This window comes from Streptomyces sp. NPDC052016 (assembly GCF_044548445.1).
In the GTDB taxonomy this organism is placed as follows: Bacteria; Actinomycetota; Actinomycetes; order Streptomycetales; family Streptomycetaceae; genus Streptomyces.
In genome coordinates this window covers 1-25,209 of the sequence record NZ_JBIUBX010000042.1, presented here as the reverse complement: position 1 = coordinate 25,209, position 25,209 = coordinate 1, and the positions used below count along the sequence as shown (strand labels likewise).

General features: G+C 68.1%; 24 protein-coding genes and 9 pseudogenes. 14 read left to right on the top strand and 19 right to left on the bottom strand.

What is annotated here, in order from left to right:
- Positions 1–120: 120 nt before the first annotated feature.
- Positions 121–602: pseudogene (locus ACIHAR_RS37375) on the bottom strand (phosphotransferase); the annotation flags it as partial.
- Between the two features lie 14 nt (positions 603–616).
- Between ACIHAR_RS37375 and ACIHAR_RS37370 the strand changes: the two are divergent.
- The gene (locus ACIHAR_RS37370) at positions 617–883 is read left to right on the top strand and encodes a hypothetical protein (RefSeq protein ID WP_400023686.1); all 267 of its coding nucleotides are present in this window, start codon (positions 617–619) and stop codon (positions 881–883) included.
- A gap of 396 nt (positions 884–1,279) precedes the next feature.
- Here the strand turns inward: ACIHAR_RS37370 and ACIHAR_RS37365 are convergent, their stop codons facing one another.
- Positions 1,280–1,816 (bottom strand): transposase, encoded by a 537-nt coding sequence (locus ACIHAR_RS37365; RefSeq protein ID WP_400023684.1) that lies wholly within the window; start codon positions 1,814–1,816, stop codon positions 1,280–1,282.
- A 212-nt stretch (positions 1,817–2,028) separates the two neighbouring features.
- Here ACIHAR_RS37365 and ACIHAR_RS37360 point away from each other — a divergent pair, with 212 nt between their 5' ends.
- Together ACIHAR_RS37360 and ACIHAR_RS37355 are read left to right on the top strand one after the other, a co-directional pair.
- Positions 2,029–2,460, top strand: coding sequence for a winged helix-turn-helix domain-containing protein (locus tag ACIHAR_RS37360; protein WP_400023682.1), 432 nt, complete (start codon positions 2,029–2,031; stop codon positions 2,458–2,460).
- A 44-nt stretch (positions 2,461–2,504) separates the two neighbouring features.
- On the top strand, positions 2,505–2,822 hold the full coding sequence (locus ACIHAR_RS37355; RefSeq protein WP_400023681.1) for a hypothetical protein: 318 nt from the start codon (positions 2,505–2,507) through the stop codon (positions 2,820–2,822).
- Here the strand turns inward: ACIHAR_RS37355 and ACIHAR_RS37350 are convergent.
- The 3 genes from ACIHAR_RS37350 to ACIHAR_RS37340 all read right to left on the bottom strand — a co-directional run bounded on the left by ACIHAR_RS37350 (position 2,795) and on the right by ACIHAR_RS37340 (position 4,003).
- Positions 2,795–3,103, bottom strand: a complete 309-nt coding sequence (locus ACIHAR_RS37350; RefSeq protein ID WP_400023725.1) for a low temperature requirement protein A — start codon at positions 3,101–3,103, stop codon at positions 2,795–2,797. The two genes, ACIHAR_RS37355 and ACIHAR_RS37350, sit on opposite strands and share 28 nt — an antisense overlap.
- Positions 3,104–3,198: 95 nt before the next feature.
- Positions 3,199–3,459: a hypothetical protein gene (locus tag ACIHAR_RS37345; protein ID WP_365468456.1), complete on the bottom strand. Its 261-nt coding sequence runs from the start codon at positions 3,457–3,459 to the stop codon at positions 3,199–3,201.
- 274 nt (positions 3,460–3,733) lie between these two features.
- Positions 3,734–4,003 (bottom strand): FAD-dependent oxidoreductase, encoded by a 270-nt coding sequence (locus tag ACIHAR_RS37340; RefSeq protein WP_365468531.1) that lies wholly within the window; start codon positions 4,001–4,003, stop codon positions 3,734–3,736.
- Positions 4,004–4,061: 58 nt separating this feature from the next.
- Here ACIHAR_RS37340 and ACIHAR_RS37335 point away from each other — a divergent pair.
- Positions 4,062–5,151, top strand: a pseudogene (locus ACIHAR_RS37335) (IS630 family transposase).
- Between the two features lie 37 nt (positions 5,152–5,188).
- Positions 5,189–5,714 (top strand): annotated as a pseudogene (locus tag ACIHAR_RS37330) (IS5 family transposase); the annotation flags it as partial.
- Between the two features lie 444 nt (positions 5,715–6,158).
- On the opposite strand, the gene ACIHAR_RS37325 reads toward ACIHAR_RS37330, so the two are convergent.
- Complete coding sequence (locus tag ACIHAR_RS37325) at positions 6,159–6,350, bottom strand: FAD-dependent oxidoreductase (protein WP_365468462.1); 192 nt, start codon at positions 6,348–6,350, stop codon at positions 6,159–6,161.
- A gap of 268 nt (positions 6,351–6,618) precedes the next feature.
- Between ACIHAR_RS37325 and ACIHAR_RS37320 the strand changes: the two genes are divergently transcribed.
- From ACIHAR_RS37320 to ACIHAR_RS37305, 4 genes and pseudogenes are all read left to right on the top strand, one after another.
- On the top strand, positions 6,619–7,197 hold the full coding sequence (locus ACIHAR_RS37320) for a DNA starvation/stationary phase protection protein (RefSeq protein WP_365468465.1): 579 nt from the start codon (positions 6,619–6,621) through the stop codon (positions 7,195–7,197).
- Between the two features lie 319 nt (positions 7,198–7,516).
- Positions 7,517–7,684, top strand: a complete 168-nt coding sequence (locus tag ACIHAR_RS37315) for a hypothetical protein (protein WP_400023678.1) — start codon at positions 7,517–7,519, stop codon at positions 7,682–7,684.
- A 183-nt stretch (positions 7,685–7,867) separates the two neighbouring features.
- Entirely contained in the window at positions 7,868–8,047 is a 180-nt protein-coding gene (locus ACIHAR_RS37310) for a hypothetical protein (RefSeq protein WP_365468471.1), read from the top strand.
- A gap of 404 nt (positions 8,048–8,451) precedes the next feature.
- A pseudogene (locus ACIHAR_RS37305) lies at positions 8,452–9,649 on the top strand (IS110 family transposase).
- A gap of 204 nt (positions 9,650–9,853) precedes the next feature.
- Here ACIHAR_RS37305 and tnpA read toward each other — a convergent pair.
- Positions 9,854–10,177: pseudogene (gene tnpA, locus ACIHAR_RS37300) on the bottom strand (IS200/IS605 family transposase); the annotation flags it as partial.
- Between the two features lie 25 nt (positions 10,178–10,202).
- On the opposite strand from tnpA, the pseudogene ACIHAR_RS37295 reads away from it, so the two are divergent.
- Positions 10,203–11,441 (top strand): annotated as a pseudogene (locus ACIHAR_RS37295) (RNA-guided endonuclease InsQ/TnpB family protein); the annotation flags it as partial.
- Between the two features lie 195 nt (positions 11,442–11,636).
- Here ACIHAR_RS37295 and ACIHAR_RS37290 read toward each other — a convergent pair.
- From ACIHAR_RS37290 to ACIHAR_RS37250, 9 genes are all read right to left on the bottom strand, one after another.
- On the bottom strand, positions 11,637–12,251 hold the full coding sequence (locus ACIHAR_RS37290; RefSeq protein WP_400023676.1) for an FMN reductase: 615 nt from the start codon (positions 12,249–12,251) through the stop codon (positions 11,637–11,639).
- Positions 12,248–13,333 carry an LLM class flavin-dependent oxidoreductase gene (locus ACIHAR_RS37285; protein WP_365468479.1) on the bottom strand — a complete coding sequence of 362 codons (1,086 nt, stop codon included), beginning with the start codon at positions 13,331–13,333 and terminating at the stop codon, positions 12,248–12,250. The genes ACIHAR_RS37290 and ACIHAR_RS37285 overlap by 4 nt, the downstream gene beginning before the upstream one ends.
- A 551-nt stretch (positions 13,334–13,884) precedes the next feature.
- Positions 13,885–14,328, bottom strand: coding sequence for an SsgA family sporulation/cell division regulator (locus ACIHAR_RS37280; RefSeq protein ID WP_365468482.1), 444 nt, complete (start codon positions 14,326–14,328; stop codon positions 13,885–13,887).
- A gap of 827 nt (positions 14,329–15,155) precedes the next feature.
- Positions 15,156–15,446, bottom strand: a complete 291-nt coding sequence (locus tag ACIHAR_RS37275) for a hypothetical protein (protein ID WP_400023674.1) — start codon at positions 15,444–15,446, stop codon at positions 15,156–15,158.
- Positions 15,447–15,490: 44 nt separating this feature from the next.
- Positions 15,491–16,327: an alpha/beta fold hydrolase gene (locus ACIHAR_RS37270; protein ID WP_400023672.1), complete on the bottom strand. Its 837-nt coding sequence runs from the start codon at positions 16,325–16,327 to the stop codon at positions 15,491–15,493.
- A gap of 828 nt (positions 16,328–17,155) precedes the next feature.
- On the bottom strand, positions 17,156–17,611 hold the full coding sequence (locus ACIHAR_RS37265; protein ID WP_400023723.1) for a transposase: 456 nt from the start codon (positions 17,609–17,611) through the stop codon (positions 17,156–17,158).
- 1,165 nt (positions 17,612–18,776) lie between these two features.
- The gene (locus tag ACIHAR_RS37260) at positions 18,777–19,271 is read right to left on the bottom strand and encodes a hypothetical protein (protein WP_400023670.1); all 495 of its coding nucleotides are present in this window, start codon (positions 19,269–19,271) and stop codon (positions 18,777–18,779) included.
- A gap of 204 nt (positions 19,272–19,475) precedes the next feature.
- Entirely contained in the window at positions 19,476–20,591 is a 1,116-nt protein-coding gene (locus ACIHAR_RS37255; RefSeq protein ID WP_400023669.1) for a hypothetical protein, read from the bottom strand.
- A 622-nt stretch (positions 20,592–21,213) separates the two neighbouring features.
- The gene (locus tag ACIHAR_RS37250) at positions 21,214–21,693 is read right to left on the bottom strand and encodes a hypothetical protein (RefSeq protein WP_400023667.1); all 480 of its coding nucleotides are present in this window, start codon (positions 21,691–21,693) and stop codon (positions 21,214–21,216) included.
- 182 nt (positions 21,694–21,875) lie between these two features.
- On the opposite strand from ACIHAR_RS37250, the pseudogene ACIHAR_RS37245 reads away from it, so the two are divergent.
- Positions 21,876–22,013 (top strand): annotated as a pseudogene (locus ACIHAR_RS37245) (IS5/IS1182 family transposase); the annotation flags it as partial.
- Positions 22,014–22,080: 67 nt separating this feature from the next.
- On the opposite strand, the gene ACIHAR_RS37240 reads toward ACIHAR_RS37245, so the two are convergent.
- The gene (locus ACIHAR_RS37240; protein WP_400023665.1) at positions 22,081–22,563 is read right to left on the bottom strand and encodes a carboxymuconolactone decarboxylase family protein; all 483 of its coding nucleotides are present in this window, start codon (positions 22,561–22,563) and stop codon (positions 22,081–22,083) included.
- A gap of 548 nt (positions 22,564–23,111) precedes the next feature.
- Between ACIHAR_RS37240 and ACIHAR_RS37235 the strand changes: the two are divergent.
- A pseudogene (locus ACIHAR_RS37235) lies at positions 23,112–23,201 on the top strand (AAA family ATPase); the annotation flags it as partial.
- 34 nt (positions 23,202–23,235) lie between these two features.
- On the opposite strand, the gene ACIHAR_RS37230 reads toward ACIHAR_RS37235, so the two are convergent.
- Together ACIHAR_RS37230 and ACIHAR_RS37225 are read right to left on the bottom strand one after the other, a co-directional pair.
- Entirely contained in the window at positions 23,236–23,358 is a 123-nt protein-coding gene (locus ACIHAR_RS37230) for a DUF5959 family protein (protein ID WP_400023663.1), read from the bottom strand.
- A gap of 5 nt (positions 23,359–23,363) precedes the next feature.
- The gene (locus ACIHAR_RS37225; RefSeq protein WP_400023661.1) at positions 23,364–23,654 is read right to left on the bottom strand and encodes a DUF5959 family protein; all 291 of its coding nucleotides are present in this window, start codon (positions 23,652–23,654) and stop codon (positions 23,364–23,366) included.
- Positions 23,655–24,067: 413 nt separating this feature from the next.
- On the opposite strand from ACIHAR_RS37225, the gene ACIHAR_RS37220 reads away from it, so the two are divergent.
- Both ACIHAR_RS37220 and ACIHAR_RS37215 read left to right on the top strand, forming a co-directional pair.
- On the top strand, positions 24,068–24,637 hold the full coding sequence (locus ACIHAR_RS37220) for a helix-turn-helix transcriptional regulator (RefSeq protein ID WP_400023659.1): 570 nt from the start codon (positions 24,068–24,070) through the stop codon (positions 24,635–24,637).
- A 1-nt stretch (position 24,638) separates the two neighbouring features.
- Positions 24,639–25,209 (top strand): annotated as a pseudogene (locus ACIHAR_RS37215) (hypothetical protein); the annotation flags it as partial.

Sequence of the window (25,209 nt, the reverse complement as noted above, 5' to 3'; positions counted from 1 at the left end):
GACGGTTCTGCGAGCGATGATCTTCCCTCGCGCCGTCGTAGCCGCGCGAGTCACGGCCCACGATTTCCACGGGGAGATTTTCTACATCCACGGCGCTGGCTGGGTGTTCGGCAACACCCTCACCCACACCCACGACGGCGCGGGCGCCGCCGTGGTGTTCCCCGAGTACGGTACGGCCCGGACGTCGGCAGCGATGTCGTCGGGGGCAACGGCCTGGAAGAAGTTCTCGAAGCCTTCCGTGCAGTTCCTGGGATGGCCACCGCGGTCCCTAGCGATCGGCGCCTCGGCGGGCGCCTCCACATGGAGTGCCCGGAGGAAGCCCGCCAGCGTGTCGGCCGCGTGGTCGCCGCGGCTGATCGAGCCGTGGTCCAGCGGTTCGCCGGGAACCCAAGTCATCACGGTCCAGTACTTGGGGAAGCGCTCGGGCGGTTCACCGAACCGCACCGGGGTCGGCACCGGGAGCGGAAGGCGCGGGGCCAGCACGGGGAGCCACCGCCGTTCCTTGAGCTGCAGCAAGTGGGGTCCATGTGCTGCATGCACACGGCCAACTCGTCCCCGAGGCGCCACATTTGGTTGCCCCAGCCGCCCACCACCTCGCGGATGGTAGGTCTCCGCCGTGGCGCTGTTCAGCGCCAGCTTTGTGATCAACCTGGTGCTCTCGATCCTCACCTACGCCCTGCTCGCCAAGCGTCCCGCCCCGCTGGTCGAGGGCGCCGCGGAGGCAGCCGACGACGAGGACCTCGCCATCTCCGGCAGGCCAGATTGGCGGCAGTGGCTCACCCTCGCTTCTCTGATGGCCCTCGTCGTCGGCGCGCTCGGCTTCCACCTGGAGATCGGCTTCCTTGCGCTGGCTGCCGGCGCCCTGCTGCCTTGGTGGACATGAAGCGGCAGGAGAAGGCCGTGGACGGCGTCAGCTGGTCCACCCTGCTTCTGGTCGCGGGCATGATGACGTGCATCGCGATGCTGGAGAAGGCAGCATCATCGAGGAGATCTCCCAACATGCCGCCAACCTGGGCGCCCCGCTCGTCGTCGCCCTGCTGCTGTGCTTCACCGTGGCCATCACCTCCGCCTTCGCCTCCTCCACCGCGATTCTCACAGCGATCATCCCCATCGCCGTACCGCTGCTGCTCTCCAGCCACCTCAGCGCCGCCGGACTGATCGCCGCGCTCGCCGTCTCCACGACGATCGTCGACACCTCTCCCTTCTCGACCAACGGAGCACTCGTCCTCAGCAACGCCCGTGGGGTGGACACCCGCCGCTTCTACCGCCAAGCCATCGGCTACACCGGCGGAATCGTCGCCCTCGGCCCCCTCCTCGCCTGGCGCCTTGGTCCTGCCCTGGTCATAGCGCAAAGACCGACGACGGACAGCGGAGGGCGCCGAGCTGGATCACGCACGGCGCCCTCCGTCCTGATTCCATGTGCAGGACCAGGGGGATACAGACGCAGTCGGCGACGGGCAGCGTGTACCGAAGCGACGCTTTCAACGCAATGCGGTAAGGCCCTCACCCGGAGGTCAAGCGACCGCCGCTTCCGCATCGGGACTATCGCATCCGACCCCCACCCGCCGTTACGGGCCGTCCCCGCGCCTCTGCGGCCTACGGACCCGCTCCCAGGTGCCGTCGACGGCCTCCGCAGCCGACGGTAGACACCCCGCCAGTTGCCGTACTTCTCCGGCGGGTGGACCCATTGCGAGTCGGTCTGGAACTTGTAGGGGATCGCGTCGATCACCTCGCGATGGTCCCGCCAGGTGCACCCCAGTTTCGGCGTGCGGTCCGGGAGCAAAGGTTCAATCCGCGCCCAGTGCGCGTCAGTCAACGGGACACCCGGACCAACGACCGACTAATCCAAACGAACCTGCCAACTGACCTTTCCGTTCAGTTGTCGGGGCTGACATTGCTAGATCCCTGCGGTACGCCGTGGTCATGTGATATGCGCAGGGTGGTGGTCTCACTCCGCAGGGGCAGGTTGCGCGGGAGCGGGTGCGCATGCTGGCCGCCGATGGCTTTGTGTAGGGTGAGAAGAACACGGTGATCGCGAAGGAACTTCGAGTCAGCGTCCGGTCGGTGGAACGGTGGCGCCGGTCCTGGCGCGAGGGAGGGCGACAGGCCCTGCGCGCTTCGGGCCCGGCCAAGCGGCTGAAGGTCAGCGACGATGACTTCGCCGTGCTCGAGCCATTGTTGCTGAAAGGCGCGATGGCTCAGGGCTGGGCGGATGAGCGGTGGACGCTCTCGCGGGTACGCATGCTGATCGCAGACTACCTGGGGGCGTCGTTGTCGATCCGCGGAGTGTGGGAATTGCTGCGGCGGCACGGCTGGTCGTCAGAAGCCTGCCCGACGGGCAGTCGAACGGGACGAGGCGGCGGTGGCCAGCTGGGTGAAGGAGACCTGGCCCCGGGCAAAGCCACCGCGGCGGCGCTCGGGGCATGGCTGGTCTTCGAGGACGAAGCGCCGTCTCGATGACGTCGCACCGCGCACGCACCGGGGCACCCAGAGGGAGCACGCCCGTGGTTCGGTTCAATGGCGCTTCCCGGGGCCGCATCTCGATGGCCGCGCTGGTGTGTTTCAAGGCGGGCGAACGCATCCGTCTGATCTACCGTCCTCGCATCCAGGGCCATCACCGAGGTGCCCACCGTGGCTTCACCTGGCAGGACTACCGTGATCTTCTCGTGCGGGCTCATCTTCAGCTCGGCGGTCCCGTCGTGGTGATCCGGGACAACTTGAATGTCCACCGTTGCAGTCGATTAGGTGAGTACGCGGCAGAGCATGACTGGCTCACCATCGTCCAGCTGCCCAGCTATGCGCGCCGACGTACCCCAGCGTGATGACGTGCAGATTCCCGTCCTCGAACGCGCGGCGCACGCCAGCGGCGCGGGTGAGCGACCCCGTGATCTGCACCAGCACCGCCCGGGCCGGACATGACGTCGTCGCAGTCGTAGGCGGAGGCGAACCAGGCGAAGTTCATCCGCGCCCACCAGATGGTGAAGAAGACCCGGGCAAAGCACAGCGCAGCGCTGGCGTAGTCACCCACCGTCAGCGCCCCATGCACACTCATGGACGCCTGCGCCACCGCGACGACGAAGCACAGGTCGAAGAAGAGTTCCAGCGAGGTGCCGGATCAGTGCGGTTCGCCGGGGTCTTCGGCCCATCATGGTGCGCCACCCCTGGCGCCCGGGCCCGCGGGCACGGTCAGGGCGCGGTTCAGCGGAGGGCTCCCAAAGCCGCCTCGATCGTCCGGTAAAAGGTGGGATAGGTGTAGATCATGTGCTGGAGCCGGTCGACGGGTACCTCGGCATGGATGGCCACGTTCAGCCCGTACAGCACCTCGCCGCCCGCCGGCCCCGCCGAGGTCGCACCGATCAGCACGCCCCGGTCGGCGTCCTGGACGAGCTTGATGAACCCCTCGTTGCCCGGCCCGTGGATCCAGCCGCGCGTGGTGGAGGCACACTGGCGCGCACGCACAGCCCCGGCTCTCGCGCCTGTAGCTCCCCACGGCCCCGATCTCCGGATCGGTGAACGTGACCCGGGGCAGCGCCCGATAGTCGGAGGTGGGTCCGGGCTGCCCTAGGATGTCCCGGATGGCGATCTCAGCCTGGTACATCCACACATGGGTGAAGGCGCCCCCGGCCGGTGATGTCGCCGACCGCCCACAGCCCGTCCCCGGCCCGCATCCGCGCCTCCGTGGGAATGGCTCCCGCTGCCGGATCGAGCCCCACCGAGTCGACCGCCGGCGGAGTCAGGTGGTCTCGCGTCCGGTCGCCACCAGGAGCCGTTCAGCGCTCAGCAGTTGTTCACTGCCCTCGAGGCGAACGGTGAACTCGGAGCCGTCGTAGCTGACCCACCGCGTCCGGGCGCCCGTGAGAGCGGTGACACCGTCCGCGCGCATCACCTGCGCAGCCAGCTCTCCTGCTTCGGGTTCCTCCTGCGACAGCAGTCGGTCCTGCCCCCCGACCACGGTGACCGCACACCGGAAGCGGGCGAAGACCTGGGCGAGTTCGACACCGATGGGGCCCCACCCTAGTCTTCTGAGTCAGGAGTTCTATTCTGATGTGTAGGGTTGTGGGGTGGCACGTACTGGGCGGCCGAAGGCCGAGTTGATCCTGTCGGATGCGGAGCGGGCTGCGCTGGAGGGATGGGTGCGGCGCCGTTCCACTCCGCAGGCGTGGGCTTTGCGGTGCCGGATCATCCTGGCCTGCGCGACTGGCGCGTCGAACAAGGACGTGGCTGCCCAGCTCGGTTCGACACCGCATGCGGTGGGTCGCTGGCGGAAGCGGTTCGTCGAGCACCGGATCGCCGGCCTGGGCGACATGCCGCGGTCCGGCGGGCCGAGGACGGTCACCGACGAGCAGGTCGCCGCGGTGCTGAAGCGGACGCTGGAGTCGACGCCGAAGAATGCCACGCACTGGTCGACGCGGGCCATGGCCCAGGAGATGGGCTTGTCGCAGTCGACCGTGTCGCGGATCTGGCGGGCCTTCGGCCTGCAGCCGCACCGCACCGAGACGTTCAAGCTGTCCACGGACCCGTACTTCGTCGACAAGGTCCACGACGTCGTCGGCCTGTACCTGGACCCGCCCGAACGCGCTCTGGTGTTCTGCGTCGATGAAAAGTCGCAGATCCAGGCGCTGGACCGCTCGCAGCCGGTGCTGCCGATGATGCCCGGCGTCCCGCAGCGCCTCACCCACGACTACGTACGGTCGGGCACCACCACGCTGTTCGCCGCACTCGAGGGCCACCGGCAAGGTGATCGGCTCCCTGCACCGCCGGCACCGGGCCGAGGAGTTCAAGAAGTTCCTGATCAAACTCGACCAGGAGATCCCGGCGGACCTGGACGTGCACCTGGTGCTGGACAACTACGCCACCCACAAGACTCCGGCGATCAAGACGTGGCTGGTCGCTCACCCCCGCTTCCATCTGCACTTCACCCCCACCGGATCGTCCTGGCTCAACCTGGTGGAGCGCTGGTTCGCGGAGCTGACGAACAAGCAGATACGACGCGGGGTCCGCAAGAGCGTCCAGGCGCTGGAGAAGGACATCCGCACCTGGATCGCCGCATGGAACACCGGCCCCAAGCCCTACGTCTGGACGAAGACCGCAGACGAGATCTTCGAACGCCTCGCCAGTTATCTGAATAGGATTCCTGACTCAGAAGACTAGAGCGTGTCTCTTCGATCGGTTGGTCAGTTGATCGGATGTGTCTGTCCGATTAGTGATCACTGATGCGATGTGGGACCGGATCGAGCTGCTGATGCCGGCCGATCCGGTCCGCGGTCGGCGATGGGCCGATCACCGCCGAACCCTGGAAGCCATCGCGTGGAAGTACCGCACCTGCTCGCCCTGGCGGGACCTGCCAGACGAGCTCGGCTCGTTCCAGACCGTTCACAAACGCCTGATCAGGTGGGCTATGGACGGCACCTGGAACGCATCCTCGCCGCAGTTCTGGCAGCAGCCGACGCTGATGCCGGCATCGGCTGGGCCGTATCGGTGGACTCCACGGTCTGCCGGGCTCACCAGCACGCTGCCGGTGCCAGGAAAAAAGGGGCGCCAGGCCGGGCCGAAACCGAAGACCACGCCCTCGGACGCTCCCGCGGCGGCCTGAGCACGAAAGTGCACCTCGCCAGCGACAGCCGGGCACGTCCCCTGACCCTTCGCGTCACCGCAGGCCAGCCAGCGACGCCCCGGCCTTCGAGACCGTCATGGCAGGCATCCGTGTTCTGCGAAGACCGACCCAGCATGGGCCCCTCGGACTCCCGCTCGGCTGGCCTGGCCTACGCGCTGCGAGTCCTTGGCAAGTTATACGCCGAACACCCGGCCTACCAGCAGGAATGGCGCCCATAGCCTTTCAAGGAGACACCCCCTAGCACCACCATCGACGCCGGTAGCTCCTTGGCGGCCATGGCGTTTGGTCCAGTACGGCGTTCCTTCCAGACCTGGCACCGGGGGGCCGGGGCCGGGTACCAGTGGCCGGCACGACACCATGCCGGGCCTCGAACGTACGGCCACCGACCGTCACGCGGCGCGGACCGGCGAGGCGCCCCGTCCCCCGGGCCAGCCGACCGCCCTTCGCCGCGAAGCGGTCCGCGGCCACCTGGTCGTTCCAGTCGTCGGTGGCCTTGTCACGGATCCGTCCGGCGACCCTGCCCCAGTCCGGAGTCACGACCGCCTCACCGGCGAGGGCGGAAAACCGCCCGCTTCGGGAGCAGTTTCCCGGCCCGGATCATCATCTTGCTGGGCACACAGGCCCAGTACGGACACTGCCCGCCGACGAGTTCCGCCTCGACCCCCACCACGTCCAGCCCCGCTTCGGCCAGCGTGCCGGCGACGTACTCGCCGCCCGGCCCAAGCCCGACGACCACCACACACCCGCCTGCTCGTAGGCGCTCATGCCTCTCCTCGTTCCGCCGGCTCTCCGGGCATGGACTCTCCGCCGACGCTAGGGCGGCCGGCAGGCGACCCGAGCCCGCCGACGTACGGATGCTTGACCGAGAGCGAATACCGAGACAGGGACCGGCACAGTGCGCTGGCGGGCACCATCGCATGCACTGCCGGTCAAGACACCCTCCGACCGGGCACCTAGCGTCACCGGGGTACGCACAGCACAGCACGGCTCCGCAGGAGGGGACCATGACCACCAACTCGCCAGCCCTACACAGCAGCCAGCCCCGGCTGCACCAGAAGGGCGAGGTGATCCAGGAGTTCGGGACCGTCAAACAGTTCCCCATCGCTCTGTCCTACGAGGCGCGGATGTACTCCTGCCAGCGTCTGAACAAGGTCCTCGCGGACACGCAGATCCTCTACGGCATCTACAAGAAGCATCACTGGCTGATGCGCGGCGCGACCTTTTACCAGCTGCACCTGGTCCTGGACAAACACGCGGGCGAACAGCTCGACATCATCGACACCCTCGCCGAACGCGTCCAGTCGCTGGGCGGCGTCGCGGTGGGAGACCCGCGGCACGTCGCCGAGATCACGTCGATCCCGCGGCCCCCGGACGGGGTGGAGGAGGTGCCGGCCATGCTGTCCCGGCTGCTGGAGGCCCACGAGACGATCCTCATCGACGCCCATGACGCAACCGCCCGGACCGCCGAGTGCGGTGACGACGGCACCATCGACCTGCTGGTCTCCCAGGTGATCCGGACCGGCGAACGGCAGGCGTGGTTCCTGGCCGAGCATCTGGTCGACACACCGCTGGTCCGCGCCTGAGGAATGGCCGCAGCCGCGGTCCGTCGGTCCACCGTACGTGACCAGGGCACCTGCAGGGACGTGAACCGGCGCACGCGCACCAGCGCCTGCCGGGGCGCGGGCCCTGCGGACGCCCCATCGTCCGCATACGATGCAGCCAAGCGAAGCCCGTCGCCTTCACGCGGACGGAGCGCTGCTTGACCGGGAGCGGATGATGGATCTGCGGCAGATGGAGGTCGTCGTCTCGGTGGCGGACACGGGCGGTTTCACGGCGGCTGCCCGTGGTCCAGTCCGCCGTGTCCAGCACGGTCCGCGCTCTCCAACGCGAACTAAGACCCCCTTGTTCGACCGCACTACACACCGCGTCGCCCTCACTCCGGCCGGCGCGGTGTTCGTCCCCGCCGCACGCGAAACGCTCCGCGCCGCCGAACTGGCCCGGGAGGCCGTCGATGCCGTACGGGGGCAGCTGCGCGGGCGGGTGACGGCCGGCATGATGCAGGGAGGATGAGCGGAACTCCACCACGCCTTGGCCGCCCTGCTGCGGAGCATCCCGGCGTGGTCGTGCAACTGAGACAGGCGGCCATCGCCGACATCGGGCAGGCACTGCGAGAGGGCACGGCGGACCTGGCCTAGTGGCACCCGACCGCCAGCAGCAGCGTGGGCTCGCGACCGGCTGCTGTCCTGCGAGGACATGGTGCTGCTGGCAGCGCCCCGGCGGGTGCTCGCCAGAGCGACACCGAACGGCGAGGTCCGGCTCGCCGACATCGCCCAGTTGCCCGTGGTGGACTTCACACCCGGCTGGGCCATCCGCTATGCGATCGACCCGGCTCTTCGGGCAGCAGGCGTCGACCGCAGCACGACGTTCAGTTGAACGACATCGCCCCGCCAGCCGAACGGGTCCGCAACGACCTGGGCGTCTGCATCATGCCCAAGTCCATTGCGGACCGCTTCCCGATCTACTCCAGTACCTGTTCAGCCAGCACGCTCCGAGCTGGAAGATCATGGTGGTACGCCCCGTTATGTTCTTCGCGGTCCTGCAAGAGGGCCGCTGGCCTCCAGGTCCGGCATGACTGTTGCCCCCTGTCGATCGGATGACCTGGGGGGTGGTGTCACCGGGTCCGAGGGGTGCCGTCGGAGACGCTGATCAGAGGTCCGGCCGCTGCCCGGCCGGGTGAAATGCCGGGCAGCTCGCGGGCGGCAGGTCTGCATAACGTGGATGCGCGCGAACGGCCCCACCGCCGAGGCCGGCACAGCATCGACGCATGTGGGGGCACGGTGATCGACATCGACGAGACGGGCGTCTTCCTCGGCCTGGACGTCGGCAAGAGCAACCACCACGGCCACGGACTCACCCCGGCCGGGAAGAGGGTCTTCGACAAGGCCCTGCCGAACGGCGAACCCCAGTTGCGGGCCGTCTTCGACAAGCTCAAGGCCAAGTTCGGCACTGTCCTGGTGGTTGTGGAGCAGCCCGCCTCCATCGGTGCCCTGCCGCTGACCGTCGCCTGCGACGTCGGCTGCAAGGTCGCCTACCTGCCCGGACTCGCGATGCGCCGGATCGCCGACCTCTACCCGGGTGAGGCCAAGACCGACGCACGCGACGCGGCTGTCATCGCGTACGCCGCCCGCACCATGCCCCACACCCTGCGCTCCCTGGAACTCGCCGACGAGATCACCGCCGAACTGACCATGCTGGTCGGCTTCGACCAGGACCTGGCCGGCGAGGCCAACCACGTCCAACCGCATCCGCGGCCTGCTCACACAGTTCCACCCCAGCCTCGAACGCGTCCTCGGCCCGCGCCTGGACCACCAGGCGGTGACCTGGCTCCTCGAGCGCTACGGATCCCCAGCAGCACTGCGCAAGGCGGGCCGCCGCAGGCTGATCGAGGCCGTCCGGCCCAGGGCCCCGCGCATGGCCGAGCGGCTCGTCGACGACATCTTCACCGCTCTCGACGAGCAGACCGTGGTCGTTCCCGGCACCGCCACTCTCGACGTGATCGTCCCCTCACTGGCGAAGTCTCTGGCCGCTGTCCATGAACAACGCCGGGCCCTGGAGGCCCGGATCGAGGCCTTTGAGGCCCACCCTCTTTCCCAGGTCCTGACCTCGATGCCCGGCATCGGCGTCAGGACCGCCGCAGTCCTCCTGACCACCATCGGCGACGGCAGCTCGTTCCCCACCGCCGCCTACCTGGCCTCCTACGCCGGCCTGGCACCGGCAACCCGGCAGTCCGGAACGTCGATCCACGGCGAACACGCCCCCAGAGGCGGCAACCGACAGCTCAAACGCGCGATGTTCCTCTCCGCCTTCGCGGCCCTGCACGATCCCGCCTCCCGCGGCTACTACAACCGCTGCCGGGCCCGCGGCAAAACCCACACCCAGGCCCTCCTCCGTCTCGCCCGCCACCGCATCAGCGTCCTGTTCGCCATGCTCCGCGACGGAACCTTCTACGAGCCGAGGAGCCCTCGACTCGCTTGACGAAGGACATAGAGGCACCCCCCGGGCGGCACCACCGGCGATCACCACGCTGCTGCGGCACATCACCTGACGAGGGCGGGCGGCGCCCCGGCCTTCACCGAACGCCTGAGCGTCTTACCGGGACTCTTGCAGAAAGCCCCGGCGTTTACGCCGGGGGTGAATGCATCTCAAGACTGCTCTGATGTGCAGTTCGGGGCGGACGGTTTGCTGCTCGATGTACTGGCGGACGATCGCCAACGGTGCTCCGCCGCACGATGCCGAGAAGTACGAGGGCGACCACAGGTGCCCGTGCATGATGGGGCGGTTGATCCGGCCGGTGAACTCCTGTCGTATGCGGCGGGCGGAGACACCCTTAAGGCTGTTGTTGACCAGCTTCCAGACGGCGACCTTGGGCGGGTAGTGCACCAGGAGGTGGACGTGATCGCGCTCGCCGTTGAACTCCTTCAGCTCCGCTTCGAAGTCCTCGCAGACCTTGCGCATGGACTCTTCGCAGAGCGTCAGCATCTCATCGTCGAATACCCCCAACCGTAAGTAGGATTCCTGGTCATGCAGCCGCTACAACTACCGGGCCTATCCGGACGCCTCCCAGCGCCGTGCGCTGGCCAGTGCGTTCGGGTGTGCCCGCGTGGTGTGGAACGACTGCTTGCGCGACCGGAAGGAAGCACACGCGGCAGGACTGCCGTTCGTGAAGTCGGCGGAGTTGTCCCAGCTTCGTATCACCCAGGCCAAGCGCACCGCCGAACGAGCTTGGCTCGCCGACGTCTCAGCGGTCGTCCTGCAACAGTCCCTACGGGACCTGGATGCCGCCTACAAGAACTTCTTCGACAGCCTCAAAGGCAAGCGGCCCGGCCGCAAGGCCGGCCCTCCCCGGTACAAGTCGAAGAAGGACACACGGCAGTCGATCCGCCTCAACACCAACGCCTTTTCCCTGAAGGACGACGGCACGGTGTACGTGGCCAAGGTCGGTGACCTCAAGGTCAAGTGGTCACGGCGGCTTCCGGCCGCGCCCACGTCCCTGACCGTCACCAAGGACAGCTGTGGCCGGTACTTCCTCAGCTTCGTCGTGGACACCGAACCGGACAGCCTGCCCGAGCTCAAGACCGACGCCGGTATCGACCTCGGCCTGTCCGCCTTCGCCGTCCTCTCCGACGGGACCAAGATCAGTGCCCCGCGTTTCCTGCGCCGGGCGGAGAAGAAACTCAAGCGTCTTCAGCGGGAGCTGTCCCGCAAGCAGAAAGGGTCGAAGAACCGGGCCAAGGCCCGCATCAAGGTCGCACGCCAGCACGCACGTGTCGCCGACCGGCGCCGGGACTTCCACCACAAGGCTTCCACACAGATCATCCGCGACAACCAAGCGGTGTTTGTGGAAGACCTCGCGGTGTCCGGCCTCGGCCGCACCCGGCTCGCCAAGTCCGTTCACGACGCGGGATGGTCCGCGTTCATACGGATGCTGCAGTACGAGGCGGCTCTGCACGGCCGCACCTTCGCCAAGGTGGACCGCGCTTTCCCGTCCTCGCAGGCCTGCTCGGCCTGCGGATTCCGGGACGGTCCCAAGCCCCTGCACGTCCGGGAGTGGACGTGCGGCGCATGTGGCACCGTGCACGACCGCGACCACAACGCAGCCCGCAACGTCCTCTTCGAGGGACGCCGTATCGTCGCCGCCGGACGGACGGAGACGCCAAACGCCTCGTGGAGCGCCGATAAGACCAGGACGAAAGTCCCGGCACAGCGCGGTGAAGCAGGGAGCCCCCGGAAGGGTCAGCCGACCCAGGCTGGAATCCCTGGACTTTAGGCCAGGGAGCACGTCAAGAAGCAGACGCACTGTCCCCGGAGAGGCGGGGCAGTGCGCTGCTCGACGCCGGCGCGGCCGGACTTGTCGTCATTGTGCGGTGAGACCGCTTCCTCGGTCTCCCGAGACGCAGTTGTGGCCAAGACCGCGCTTAAGGCGGTGACCAGTGGATGTTCACGCTCTGTGATCCAGTCGGCCTCAGTCGAAGCGCAGGTCGGAAAGCTGCCGTTCGAGCGCGGTGATGTCGTCCTCCGGCGTCTCCTCGGCCGGGCGTGCGGCCATCAGGGCGGCCAGCTCGCCGCCCGCCCGCCGGATGCGGGAGGGCATGCCTTCGGTGTACGCGTCGCCGCCGGATCCCCAGTCCTCGGACGCCGCGTACACCGCGGTGGGGACGACCGTGGCGCGCAGGTACGCGAAGAGCGGGCGCAGGGCGTGTTCGAGGACCAGGGAGTGGCGGGCCGTGCCTCCGGTGGCCGCGACGAGGACCGGCTTGCCGGTGAGGGCGTCCGGGTCGATCAGGTCGAAGAAGGACTTGAACAGCCCGCTGTAGGAGGCGGTGAACACGGGGGTCACGGCGATCAAGCCATGGGCGCTCGTCACTGCGTCAATCGCGGTGGCCAGTTGGGGCGCGGGGAAGCCGGTCACGAGATTGTTGGCGACGGCGACGGCCAGCTCCCGCAGCTCGATGACCTCCGTCTCCACGACGTAGCCCTTATCGGCGAGTTCACCGCGGGCCGACTCGGCGAGACGGTCGGCGAGCAGGCGGGTGGAGGAGGGGGTGCTCAGCCCCGCGGACACGGCGACGAGCTTCATGCGGCCGACACCTCCTGCACGGCCCGCAGCGACTCGTGGGTGGGAGCGTCCGGCACGTCGGCCGGGCGGCCGACTGCGAATTCCTTACGCAGCACGGGCACCACCTCTTCGCCGAGGATGTCGAGCTGTTCCAGGACGGTCTTCAGGGGCAGCCCCGCGTGGTCCATCAGGAACAGCTGCCGCTGGTAGTCGCCGACGGTCTCACGGAACGACAGCGTCCGCTCGATGACTTGCTGCGGCGAGCCCACCGTCAGCGGCGTCTGCTCGGTGAACTCCTCCAGCGACGGCCCGTGTCCGTAGACGGGCGCGTTGTCGAAGTAGGGGCGGAACTCCCGTACGGCGTCCTGCGAGTTCTTCCGCATGAACACCTGCCCGCCGAGACCCACGATGGCCTCCTCGGGCCGGCCGTGACCGTGGAAGGCGTACCGCCGCCGGTACAGCTGGACCATCCGCCTGGTGTGGTCAGCGGGCCAGAAAATGTTGTTGTGGAAGAAGCCGTCGCCGTAGAAGGCCGCCTGCTCGGCGATCTCGGGCGAGCGGATCGAGCCATGCCACACGAACGGCGGCACGCCGTCCAGCGGCCGGGGCGTGGAGGTGAACCCCTGCAAGGGCGTACGGAACTGGCCCTCCCAATCGACGACGTCCTCGCGCCACAGCCGGCGCAGCAGCGCGTAGTTCTCCTTGGCGAGGTTGATGCCCTGCCGGATGTCCTGCCCGAACCAGGGATAGACGGGGCCGGTGTTGCCGCGGCCCATCATCAGGTCCACCCGGCCGTCGGCCAGGTGCTGGAGCATCGCGTAATCCTCGGCGATCTTGACCGGGTCGTTGGTGGTAATCAGGGTCGTGGCGGTGGAGAGGATCAGCTTCTCGGTGCGGGCGGCTATGTAGCCGAGCATCGTGGTCGGGGACGACGGCACGAACGGCGGGTTGTGGTGCTCACCGGTCGCGAAGACGTCCAGGCCGACCTCCTCCGCCTTCAACGCGATGGCGACTATCGCCTTGATGCGTTCGCGTTCCGACGGGGTACGGCCGTTTGTCGGGTCGGGGGTCACGTCCCCCACTGAGAAAATTCCGAACTGCATGAGGGCCTCTTCGTTCCAGCAATGAGTGGTTTTCGGAAATGTAGGCGTCAGTGGGACGGCCGCCATGACTGTGCGTGCAGAGGGACTTGTCCGTCAGGGCCCTGCCTGGGCTCACGTGACGTGCCCTGCCCTGCGGCCCGACAAGTGTGCGGCGTCGGAAAAGTGCATGGGCGCTCGGAGGCAAGCGTGACGCTTGGTCGGCTTCCTGACACGGCTGTGCCGCAGGAGGGCGATCGCGTTCCCTGCTCCTGGCGGGCTCGGGCGCCGGCCTCCTCCTATTCGGCCGCTCGATGAGCCGGTGGCGGGCTGGACCGCCCCACCGACGACGTTTTCCTGGCCACACTGTCCGAGGCTGTATCGGTGATGCCTTGCAGGAGCAGGGCCCGGTTTGTTGGACAATGTGCCGACCGCCGTCGTACGACTCAGCCAGACCTTCGGCCGACTGCAATCTGGCACGCAGACCGCGAGCCAACGATCGGGGCAGACCACGGTCGCGGCTCAGCCCCGGTACGCGGGATGCCCGGCCTGCTCTCCGGACGGGCAGTCTCCCCTCACTCACTCCCCGCCATGAGCTCAGCAATGAGACGGTCCAGGTCGATATGGCGCTCCTCCGCGCCCGCTGGTACGAGTAGATCAGTCTGCTTCAGGAATGCGCGAACCGCCGTAGCCGCGATGTCGAGCAGGGCAAACCCCGCAGTGGATCTGACGACGACGCGCACCGTGTGCCGATGGCAGCGATGCTGGGGTATCACCAGCACATCTCCTACGCCCACCGGTTTGCGCAGCCCCTCCGACAGGAGCGTGCGGGCGAACACCCAGTCGACCGTTCCGGTCGTCGTCCCTCCGATGGAGAGGCACACCGCGTAGGGGTCTGTCCTGTCGTAGCGCAGCTGTGCAGGCAGCGGTATAGACGGATGGTCCGCGACGGCAACGTGCACCACTATCTCGTGGGTGATCGTGATCTCGTCAGCGGCATGGGAAAACGGCTCGCTCATTCGTGTCCCGCTCGTTGGTTCCTCGGGGGGTGGTTTCTTTGCGAAACAGCCTAGAACGGGCGATACAGGTGCCTTGTCGAAGAGCGCACGAGATGTTGCCTCGGGAAGAAGAGCATCATGGGACGCTTCGCCTCGTTGACACCTGACAGAAGATCAGGAAACGGACCGCAGGCGTGAGCCGCAGCGGAAGTCATGAGGCTTTATGCTGGCAATAGATAGTATGTAACAGCAAGGGGAATTCACCTTTGGTGAACAGAGGCACTTTCCCCATTGTTTCATCCCCTCTTGCTGTCTGGTCCTGGGGTGTCGTGTTGAACAGGACTGAATAGTCCAGTGGCGCAGGAAACAGTCCAGTAGCGCAGCCAACTGTTCAGTGCCATACCTGTCGGCGTGGCCGTTTTCCGTCTCCCCCGATCAGCCTCGGCGTCTCCCTGTAGTGCCGGCACCGCTTCCGGACGAGTCGCTCTGGCGAGCTGACTGGACCCCTCGTCCACGGTGTACGGCGTCAACCAGACGAATGCGGGCCAACGCTACGGCGTCGTGCGTTCGGGGGAGGAAGCGCGGCGAGTATCTCGGTGCTGTGATGGCACCGGCTGATTTCACACCCGTCCACTCGCCTTGTCCGTTCGACCGCTGCATCAGTCCTGGCTGAAGCAGCCGCCGCCGAATACGACGGCGCGCATGGACGGGATATGGGGCAGTTTGTGCTCTCGCTCCGTCACTCGACACAGCCGGAGGCGGGGTGGCAGCCGCCGAGGCCGTGTCCGCCGCTGATGACTGATCCGGCCCCGGGGATCAATGGGCTTGTCGTACCTGGTCGGCTCTGATCAGGCAAGCGTCGTGACGACGCCGACCGGGCTGGCGAGGGTGTCGCGGATGGGTGAGCGGCTCTCGACGAGGGCGACGAGCCCCTCCAACTGCTTCACGGGCTGCCGCAGGTGCTTCGGCGTGTACATGGACGCGCACCTGGTCCACGCCCCGACTGATTGTGGCGTCGAACCGAGGAATCCGCGCAGGTCGACGTCGCCTTCAAGTTCCAGAGCCACGCTCTTGAGCTCGATGCCCTGCGCGCCGGCCCACATGGCGTTGGTGACGGTGTAGACAGTCGCCGCAGACATGCGGGAGCCGGTTCGCCTTCGAAGACGACCCGGCTCCCGTTCAGTCACTTCCCCAGGAACGTGAGGAGCGCCGCGTTGACCTCCTCCGCGTGGGTCCACAGCAGGCCGTGCGGGGCACCCTCGATCTCCACGTAGTCGGCGGACGGGAGCGCCTTGCGGAACGGCCGCGCCGTCCCCTCGACGGGCAGGATGCGGTCACCCGTGCCGTGCAGAATCAGAGCCGGAACATCGATGGCCGGGATGTCGGCACGGAAGTCGGTGTACCAGGTCGACGGTGCCGCAGCCGCCGCGTAGAAGCCGCCGCCCGCGGCGACGTTCCAGCTGTTGCGGACGGCCTCCTCGCTGATCCTGGTGCCGAGGTTCTCGTCGAGGTTGTAGAAGTCCTTGTAGAAGTTGGTGTAGTACGCGTAGCGGTCCGCCTTGACGGCCGCGACGACCCCGTCGAAGAACTCCTTCGGGGCCACCCCGTCCGGGTTGTCGTCGCTCTTGAGCAGGCAGGGCTCCAGCGAGGCCAGGAAGGCGACCTTGGCGACCCGGGCGGAGCCGTAGCGGGACATGAACCGGGCGACCTCGCCGGTGCCCATCGAGAACCCGACCAGGACGGCGTCGGTCAGGTCGAGGGTCTCCATCACGGTGTTCAGGTCGGCCGCGAAGGTGTCATAGTCGTAGCCGGTCGTCGGCTGGCTGGACTGCCCGAAACCGCGGCGGTCGTAGGTGATCACGCGGTAGCCAGCGTCGAGCAGCACGGCACTCTGCCGCTCCCAGGAGTGGCCGTCGAGCGGGAAGCCGTGGATGAGGACGACCGGCCGACCAGTTCCGTGGTCCTCGTAGTAGAGGTCGATGGTGGTGGAGTTCTCCTGGCCCACGGTGATGTACGGCATGAGTTGCTTCCTCGATTCCGAGTGACTGACGCAAAGGGAACTCGGTCACGCTAGGTCGGACGCTGCGCCGCCGGTTGTCGGGCAGTGCACCGCTCCTTGCCTGCAGACGCAGAGAGCACGGACGGGGCAGGCCAGGAGAGCCGTCGTGTCGCTCCTGGAAGACGTGGAGGTGACGATGCCTTCCGTGATGGGCTTGCAACCCGCACCAGGTGGGCGGCGTACTTGCCCATCCCGGAACCCAGGTTGAGGACCAGCTTGCCGGATAGATCGCCGAAGACCTCGGTGCCCGGGCCATTCGGCCAGAAGCCCCAGCAAATGCGGGCGGCATCGCGGATCTCGGTGCCACGGTGGATGTGATGCCGTCCGTACGCCGTCCATGCCGTGCGGTTGGTCTCTTCGCTGCTCAAAGGCGTCTTCTTCGATCGGGGGTGCGGTGTCACGGGCGTAGGGCGAAGTAGGCCGGCGGTCGAGGTCGACGGCCGTCACGCTGGACCAGCGCGAGGTGAGGAGCTCGACGTCGGGCGCGGTGATGCCCAGGCTCTTGAGGGGATCGTCGTCGGCTCGTCGGTCGGCGAGCTCGGTGACCACCCAGAGTCCCGCTGGGACGAGAAGCCCGCACCGCCCGACCCGGCATCTCCTCCCTGCGCACCGCCCGATCGAACATGCCCACCACCGGTGCGTCGGCTCATGGCAGCCCGCACACGGGCCCACCTGCGACGGAGCACACTCAGGACTCGGCGGCCGGGTGCCGTCGTCCGGGTTCTGGGTCGGTCGTACGTACGATGGCGGGGGTTGGCGGATTCGGACGAGAAGAGGTCTTTGATGCTCCTATTGTCGGTCAAGCCGTAGCGAGCCACTGGCGGTAGGTATCGGCGAAGACATCGTCTCGGCGGAGGCCGCGTCGATGTTGGAGATGCCGGCGGGCCAGACACCGAAGTGGTTCGCTGCGGCGGTAAGAGTGATGTTTTTCGCCTGCCGGGCCGGCCGGAGGTCCGCGATGTCGGGTACCTCGGCCAAGGTGGTCAACAGCCGGAAGACCTTACGGGCAATGGCGCGCTTGAGTAACCGGATGATCTCCTTCTTCGTGTGTCCGGCGTCGGCCTGCCTGGCGACGAACTCGCGTGTGCGCTGACAGCGGGCCATCCGGACGAGCGTGATGCGGTAGAGGGCCGCGTTGGCCGCCCGGTCGCCGCCGCGGGAGAGCCGGTGCCGGTTCGTCTTCCCGCTCGACGCGGGGACGGGGGCCGCGCCGCACAGAGCGGCGAAGGAAGATTCAGTGCGCAGCCGGCCGGGTTCGCACCGGCGGTGGCCAGCATTCGGGCGGCGGTGTCCGGACCCACTCCGTAAGCGGCGCGCAGGCCGGGGTTGAGGACGGTGAGACCATTTGGTCCAGCTCCGTGGTCAGGGCTATGTGCTCCTCGGTCAGGTTCTGGACGCGCCTGGCCAGCGTGCGCAGGGCCGTCAAGAGCGGGGCGTGCGCGGGATCGGCGGCTGGTCGGAGCCTGGCCATGCGGCGACGCGCTGTCACCGGGCAGAGCACAGTACTTGGCGCGGATGGCGTCGGGTGCGGTGACCAGCAGGTGCACGACCTGGTTCAGCGTGGCGGTGCGGGCCTTGTTCGCGGAGCGCGCCGCGGTTTGTAGCCCCGGCGATGGCCCCGTCCTTCGGAGCGCTCGTCGCCCCTCCGGAGACAACGGCTCGGGCTGCGGCGTAGGCGTCGATCGGGTCGAACTTGCCGATCCTGCGGCGTTCCGCCTTGTCGGGCCGGTTCAGTCCGTGAAAAAACCTGGGGCTTCTTCTGGTTGCTGTCTGTGCTTCCTGTGTGGGGAGACGTTTGCTGAGTGCTGGGCCTGGCGGATGGGTGCCCGGGCTGGGAGGGGGTTCGTGCGGGGCGGGTCCCGCAAACAGCCCTCGGCGCCTTCCTGCGCGTGTCTGCTCGTTGTTCGAATGCCCGCTTCCTGCAGCGACAGGGAGCGGGCAGTTGGGGCGGGCTCGGCGAAGGGCTCCCCGGGTGCTTTGTATGGCTGCGCTGGCTGTCGGCTGGCAGTGCGGTCTGGCGGGGTGAAGCCTGGGTGGGTTTTGGGCAGGCTGCGTCCTGCCTGGGTAGCAGGTGGGGCGGGACGGGGGCGGGGTGTGAGGCTGGGGCGGGAAGGCGACTGTGGCGGGCCTCTGAGGGCATGGCTGTCGGCCTGGGCGGCAGATGCTGCGGGCGGCTTGCCTGAGTGCTCAGGCCGGGGGAGGGGTGCTTGCGGCTTGGCTGCCTGTGGTGCTGTGGTCCCGGTAAGGGCGTGAGAGCCGCCCGCGGGATGAGTGGGCCACCAGATGCACGCCGGGCTGCGCACCGGCGATGCCGGTGGCGGAGGGGTGGCGCAGCCTCAGTTGTTCGGGGAGCGGGGGCTGACGGCGGCTTCGATCGGGGCACAGAGGGTATGCCGCCCGGACTTGGTCGCTACACGCGGTCGGGGCTGCCCCGGCGCGCGGTCCACCAGTCCACGAGGACCTGGGCCTTGTCGTCGAAGCGGCGGTCCAGAAGGGACATTGGAGCGCGCAGCGGTATCCGACGTCCATCCGACACGTGCACGACCACCGTCCGGACCCCAGCGGTCTTCCGGACCTCTATGCCGATGATGTCCCGCCACGCGATATCGCGGCGCCTGCCGCCGCGGAGGATGAGGAAGTTGTCGCTGAGCTCGACACGGTAGTGAGGGGACAGGACAAGCACGACCACGCTCGCGAGCATGGCTGCCGAGACCCACGTCCACAACTCCCCCGCCGCCATGCGCCCACCGGTGGCCGCCACGAGCACGTACGTCAGCACGGTGCCCACCAGACCGCCGCCCAGCACGGGCGCGGCGGTCTGCACCACCCCCAGCCGGAAGGTCGAGGCGGCGCCACCCGCACTGCTTGGGGCAAGGGGGCTGGCAGGGCCGTTCATCTGGTTCACCCTCCACTGAAGTGGTTCGACGCGGTCAACACGCGCCGAAGGTGAAACTTACGGCCGTGCGGACGGGCCGTGTCGGTCGTGTCCGACTAGACCCCTTCAAATCCAGTAAGCGGGCCGAGAAACAGGCACTCATCCCCGAGACGTACGGCGGTTGTGGGTCACGGGCACGAGCGACGCGGTCGGGTCGATTCTGAGAATGTTCATCTAACGGCCCATCCCGTAGACCTGCGGCGGCGGAGCGGGACGGGTCCGGGACAGCTTCGCGGCCGTGCCGCGGGCCGTTTCGAAGGCGATGACCGGGTTCCTCCCGTCCTTGCGCCAGGGCTGGGCGCCGCACCACGGTCCGATCAGGCGGAACTGTTTCAGGGCGGGCGCGTACATCATCGACCGGAGCATGTAGTGCGCCAGCAGATGGCGCAGGGCCGGCAGGCGCTCGTCGTCGGGTGCGACCTGGTCGAATGAGGCGGCAATCTGCTTCATCACGCTCCGCGCCATGGGCATGGCGGCCAGCGCGGCAGTGGCGGACCGCTCGGTGAGCTCGTCCAGCGCGTGCAGATAGATCCCGGCGAGTGGGCTGCCGGGCGGGGCCTTGCGGACCGCTTTGCGGGCGAACCACATCATCCGCCGGTTGCTGCCGTGCCACTTTGCGCACCAGTACTGGAGGGCTTGCCAGTGCCCCTCGTAGTGGTGGGGCGCGCGGGCGACAAGTTCTTCCCAGAGCTGCTCGAACTGCGCGTGGCGGTACTGGGCTCCGCGCGCCGCCGTGACCATGACGACCCAGGGGCCCGGGTTCGCGGGATCGAGCAGCGCCGCCTGCCGTGCCTCCTCGATCGCGGCCGGGAGCATGGCGCGGAAGCGGTTCATGTTCGAGGTCGTGACCTCGTGGGCGTATCCGATGCCCCGGATCTCCCAGGCGCGGTGGACCATGATGCTCGCGTGGAGGGTGGCCGCGTCGCAGTTGCCAGGCTCGGCCGCGCGCCAGGCGTCGAGCCAGGCGTCGTCCTCCCGGGCGACATGTAGCAGGAGCTCCAGCCGGGCCCAGCGCTCGTCCCAGTCGTCGCCCGCCGCCCGGACGTAGCGCTCGGCGGGCTTCCAGTCTCCTTCCCACGCAGCGTCGGCGACGGCCTGCCGCTCCTCCTTCCGGTGTGCCGGCGGAGGCGGGCCGGGGCGCCGCGGGTCGAGCTGCTCACGGGGCGGAAGGCCGTAGGCGGACGCCACGAATTGCTCTCCTACCCATGCGTTGACACGGCGGTGGGTGACGAAGAGGCTGCAGCGCACGACGACGAACACACCGAGCACGACGGCGAGGAAGACGGTCACAGCGGAAGATCATTCCCGAACCAGTCACCCTCGGCAACAGTCCAGGCCAACGATAAGGCGAGGTCGGAGCGGAGGCACAGGGCCACAGCCCGGGTCGGGCTCGTGGACCGGTGCCCGTCATCGAGTGGACCGGCAGACGCGGAGGTTGCACACGCGGAGGCTGTGCCGCAGGCCCCCCCGGGCCGGAGCAGCCGGGCTGGTCCTCGTGCTCATGGCGGCCCTCACGGAGTCGGTGAGAAAACGAAGGCGTCCCGCGGCGAGCCGACCGTGAAGAAGCAGCCGGCCAAGAAGACCGTCGCCAAGAAGACGTCGGGGCGGCGTGCACGCAGCGCCTGACTCATTCCTTGACGAAGCCGAGCGCGGTATCCGGGGTGCAGGCCGGGCAGGCCTGGGTGCCGTCGGCCGGCACACGCGGGCCCTGCACACCGCCCGCCGTGCCCGCCCGAAGGTCCCGAGCGCACGGCATCCGGCACGCCGTGGACGACCTGATGTCCCGCACCTCCTGCCGCCGGGCGCCGGGCACATCGCCAGGAGAGCTACTCGATACGTTCGGGCGCCGTCTAATTGCCGGTCTGTGAGGCGGGGGCTCTGGTTTTGTCGTTCGCGGCGGCGGACCCAAACCTCAAGGTGCTAGATGGGCGCGGATCTGTTCGGCAGAGCGGGTGTGGGAGGCGCGGACTGTCAGCCAGGAGCCGTCGGTGCAGGCGATGTCCACACGGCGCCGCAGTCGTCGCGGCCACGGGGTGATGCGTACGCCCGCGTGTGGGCACGACACGGCCTGCGAGGGGTCCTGCCATACTGCCCGCACGGCGATCCTGCCGTCCGCCACCACGAGCAGGCACTCCGCTTCCTCCGTGCGGAGTGCGTCCCTGGTCCAGTAGGCGGTGTGGACGGCGAGGACGAGCCGTCCGGCGTCGCTGTCCCAGGCGCCGCGCATGCCCGGCCCGTTCAGCAGCCGCAGCAGGAGGCGGAGAGCCTTCCGAGCCGGCTCGAACAGCGCGGAGAACGCCTCGAGGGGGTCCTCGGGCAGCGCGAGCAGGAAACGGAGGAAGAAGAGCGAGCGCAGGGACTGCCGTCTCTTTTGACGCGGCTGAGACGGCAACCGCCGCACCCCCGGCCGCCGCCCGTACCGCGGCAACTTCGCCCTGAACTCCACGTCCCACCCCCCCAGGGAGCGTAGGGCATGGGCGGCCAGCCTACGAAGCGACAACTGATGCTTGATGATCTTGTGTGTTGCGCTGTCGCTGGGGCACAGGACTGAACCAGGTCACGCCTACCGCATTCCGATCGTGGCGGCTGTTCGCCGACCGCGGCTACGACTACGGCAAGTACCGTCGCCTCCTCCGCGCTCGTGGCATCACACCGAAGATTGCTCGCAAGGGCACCACCCATGGCTCCGGCCGTCACAGGTCCGGTTGGCTGTGTTGCTCAGTCGTGGGACGGCGGGCAGGGCATCGCCTCCCCCGATGAACGGAGCTGCGGAAGCCGCTCAATCCGCCGGGCCCGGCATCGCACCCTCGGCAAGCTTGATGCGGGTCCAGACGTTCATGTTGACGACGACGGCGACGATCTCGAGCATCTCCTCGGGGCTGAAGTGCGCAGCGAGCGCGTCGTGGAAGCGCTGGAACGCCGTGCCGCGGTCGGTGTCGGCGGCGCGGGTGAGCGCCTCGGCGTAGCGAAGTGCCGCCTGCTCGGCCTCGGAGTGAAGTTCGGTCTCCCACCACGCGGTCAGGGTGTCGATCTTGGCCCGGGGGATGCCCGCCTCGCGCGCTGCCTGGTGGTGCAGGTTGAGGCAGTAGGTGCAGTTGTTGAGCTGCGAGACCCGCAGACGCAGGAGCTGGGCAAGGCCGCTGTCGATCCGCAGCTCCGCTGTGTATCCGAACGCTTCCGCGCCCATCCGAGCCATGCCGATCAGCGCCTCGTTCCCGCTCGCGTCGAGCCGGCGGTTCACGATCTGAACATCGTCAGTCATCTCGGTCCTTTCGGTACTCGTCGTTCCCCTGCCCGCGCTTCCGGGTTCCCGCCCCGAGCCGCTCGGTCATTTATGACGAAACCCTGTTCCGGCGATCGAGGGGACGCGCTGGCGGCGTCGGGCGGCTCGGCGAACGCGATCAGGGCGCCTGTGAACGGATTGTCGCTCCGGTGCCGTCTCGATATGTCGTTTCCGACACGCGCAAGCGAAACGGCGGCCTCCGCGTTCCGGCGGGAGGCGTCGGCCCAGCGCGTGGTCTGGTCGGGCATGCCTGGGGGGAACGGCGGGCGGGGGAGTGGCTGTTACAGGTCCGGGAACGACGGCGGTCCCCGCCGGGTGGGGCGGGGGCCGGAAGGCGGCGGCGGTCAGTCCTCGTCGATCCCGAGGTACGCCTGGCCGCCCGCGCCGGCGACCACGTCGCCGACGGGCTTCTTCTCGATCTGCACGCCGCCCTCCGGAGTCCAGGGCCGTGGCTCTGGCGCGCTGCGCGGCGAGGGCAGCGTGCCATCCGGAGCACGGCTGGCTCTGCAGGTGAGTTTCGAGAATGCCTGTCGCTCAGCGGCAGCATCATCGAAACCGGCACCGACTCCTACCGCCTCGCCACCACCCGAGCCCGCGCCGAACAGCAAGCAGCTAGCGACAAGCGCGCTGAGCAGCAGCGCACCAGGACGGTCAGCCCGCAAACGCCCGCCGCACCTTCTCAAGACGCGCACGCTGATCATCGATCCAGCCAGCCGCCCGGAAGAGGGGCAAGTTGAGCGTCACCTGCGACGACGGGCCGTCATGAACCGACACCGCGATCACACCAGGGCGCAGCGGCTTGATCTTGAGCTGAACCGTCCACCCGAGTTAAACCACGACACGAACCGATTCTCGGCGAGCACCCCCAGGACCTCCTCCCAGTCATCGAGGTCATCGGACGTGACATAGACGGGGAAGCTGCCCGTGACGGTCTCGGTCTCCACGACGAACTCGCAGTCCAAGATGTCACTGCCAGGGGATGGAAGCTTCAGCACACGCAGAGAGACAACGTGGCCGCTGGTCCCCGGCGGATCGGCCAGATGAATCAGCTCGCCCAGCTCGTCTTCCACCACAGCCCCTCTCCACCGGCCTCGAACGGAAGCATCATTCCTAAGCCCGCCGACACGCGCAGCGCCGAGGTGGGTGTTACTGATTCTCACCACATTCCGCAGCCAGTTGATCACCCTCTGCTGCCGAAATCCCGCGACGATCGTTCTTCGTCGTCACCTATGAAGCCAGCACGGCCTTGTGCGGCGGTGCCGGCTCGCGCGGGGTGGCTCCCCGGCCAGCATCGGGCCCTGCCGACGGGCGCATCGCGCTTCGGCTGGACGCGGTGGCCGCTTCCACTGTCGCCTTAAAACGTGTCTCGAAATCGCTGTGACGATCTGCTCAACCCCGCTGCTGTTCCGGGCCGGCGGCTACTGGTGGGACGGCGAGGCCTGGTACCGGGCCGGACAGATATGGGACCCGGTCACCGAGGACGATGCCCGCCACACCGCACGCGCGACGGCCACCGTCCACGCCGCCGACATGTTCGACGGCCGCGCCCGCCCGGACCGCGCGCACGTACAAGGTCGCCACCTTCGATGCGTCCGCCGCAGGCTCGGAGGACTGGCTCGATGACCTGACGCTGTGGGCGCAGCACCACCAGAAGCGGGACGATCCCCTGCCGCTGGACAGGTGTGTCGTCGATCTGGCCAGTCCCGAACTCGCCGGGGACCGGCTGCTCGGCGTGCCGGAGATGGCCGCCCGGGTCGGCATCACGGCCTCCACGCTGCGCGGCTACATCTCCCGGGGCGAGAACGACGTCCCGCTGCCGCAGGCCACTGTCGGCGGCCGGGCCCAGTGGCCTCGTCCGGTGGCCGAGGACTGGGCGGAAGCCAGGCGCCGTTCCTCCGAGGGACTGCGGGAGGTCATGTCGGCCGGCGCCCGGCACTGTCTCGCCCCCGGGGGCCCAGGTCCGCGACCGGTTCAGCGAGACCTTCTTCAGCTTTCTGTGGAAGCGCCTGGACATCCGAAAGCGCTGGGTCCTTCGCCAGCGCAACGAGCCTAGCGTGCGAGAAGTAGCCGACCAGCTGGCTTTCGAGGTCGCCGACAGCCTCAGGCGAATCATCCAGACCGACGCACTGGGACCGACCATCCGCCACGCCGTCCTGGACGACTTCGCCCCCTCGCTGCGCGTCGCCGAACGCCGGGACAGCCAGCTCAAGGCCTTCGACCTCATCCTGCCGGTGCCCCTGGCGAAGATGCTCAGCTGGTCCATCCAGCACTTCCCGACCTCGGCCCAGTGGTACGTCGGCAAGATCATGAGCGAGGTGGACAAGCAGCTCCACATCCCCGCCCAGGTGACGGGCGAAGCGCTGCGGCGGTCCGCGACCACGAACGGGGAACTCGACGAGCAGGCCGCGCAGGAGTTCTTCTCCCGTGTCGTGCCGAGAGAACCGGAGAGCAGAGACCCGCGTGCACGGCGGCGATCTACAGTGACCCGCCAGGGTGCAATCTCCTTACACCGCCGGGGTGTAGGTGGGTGTAAGACGTCGTCTCATTTGGAGTACTGGGTAGTCTGCTCGTGTGGTGATGGTCGAGCGCATGGTGCCGGACGAGTTGTGGGAGCTGTTCGAGCGG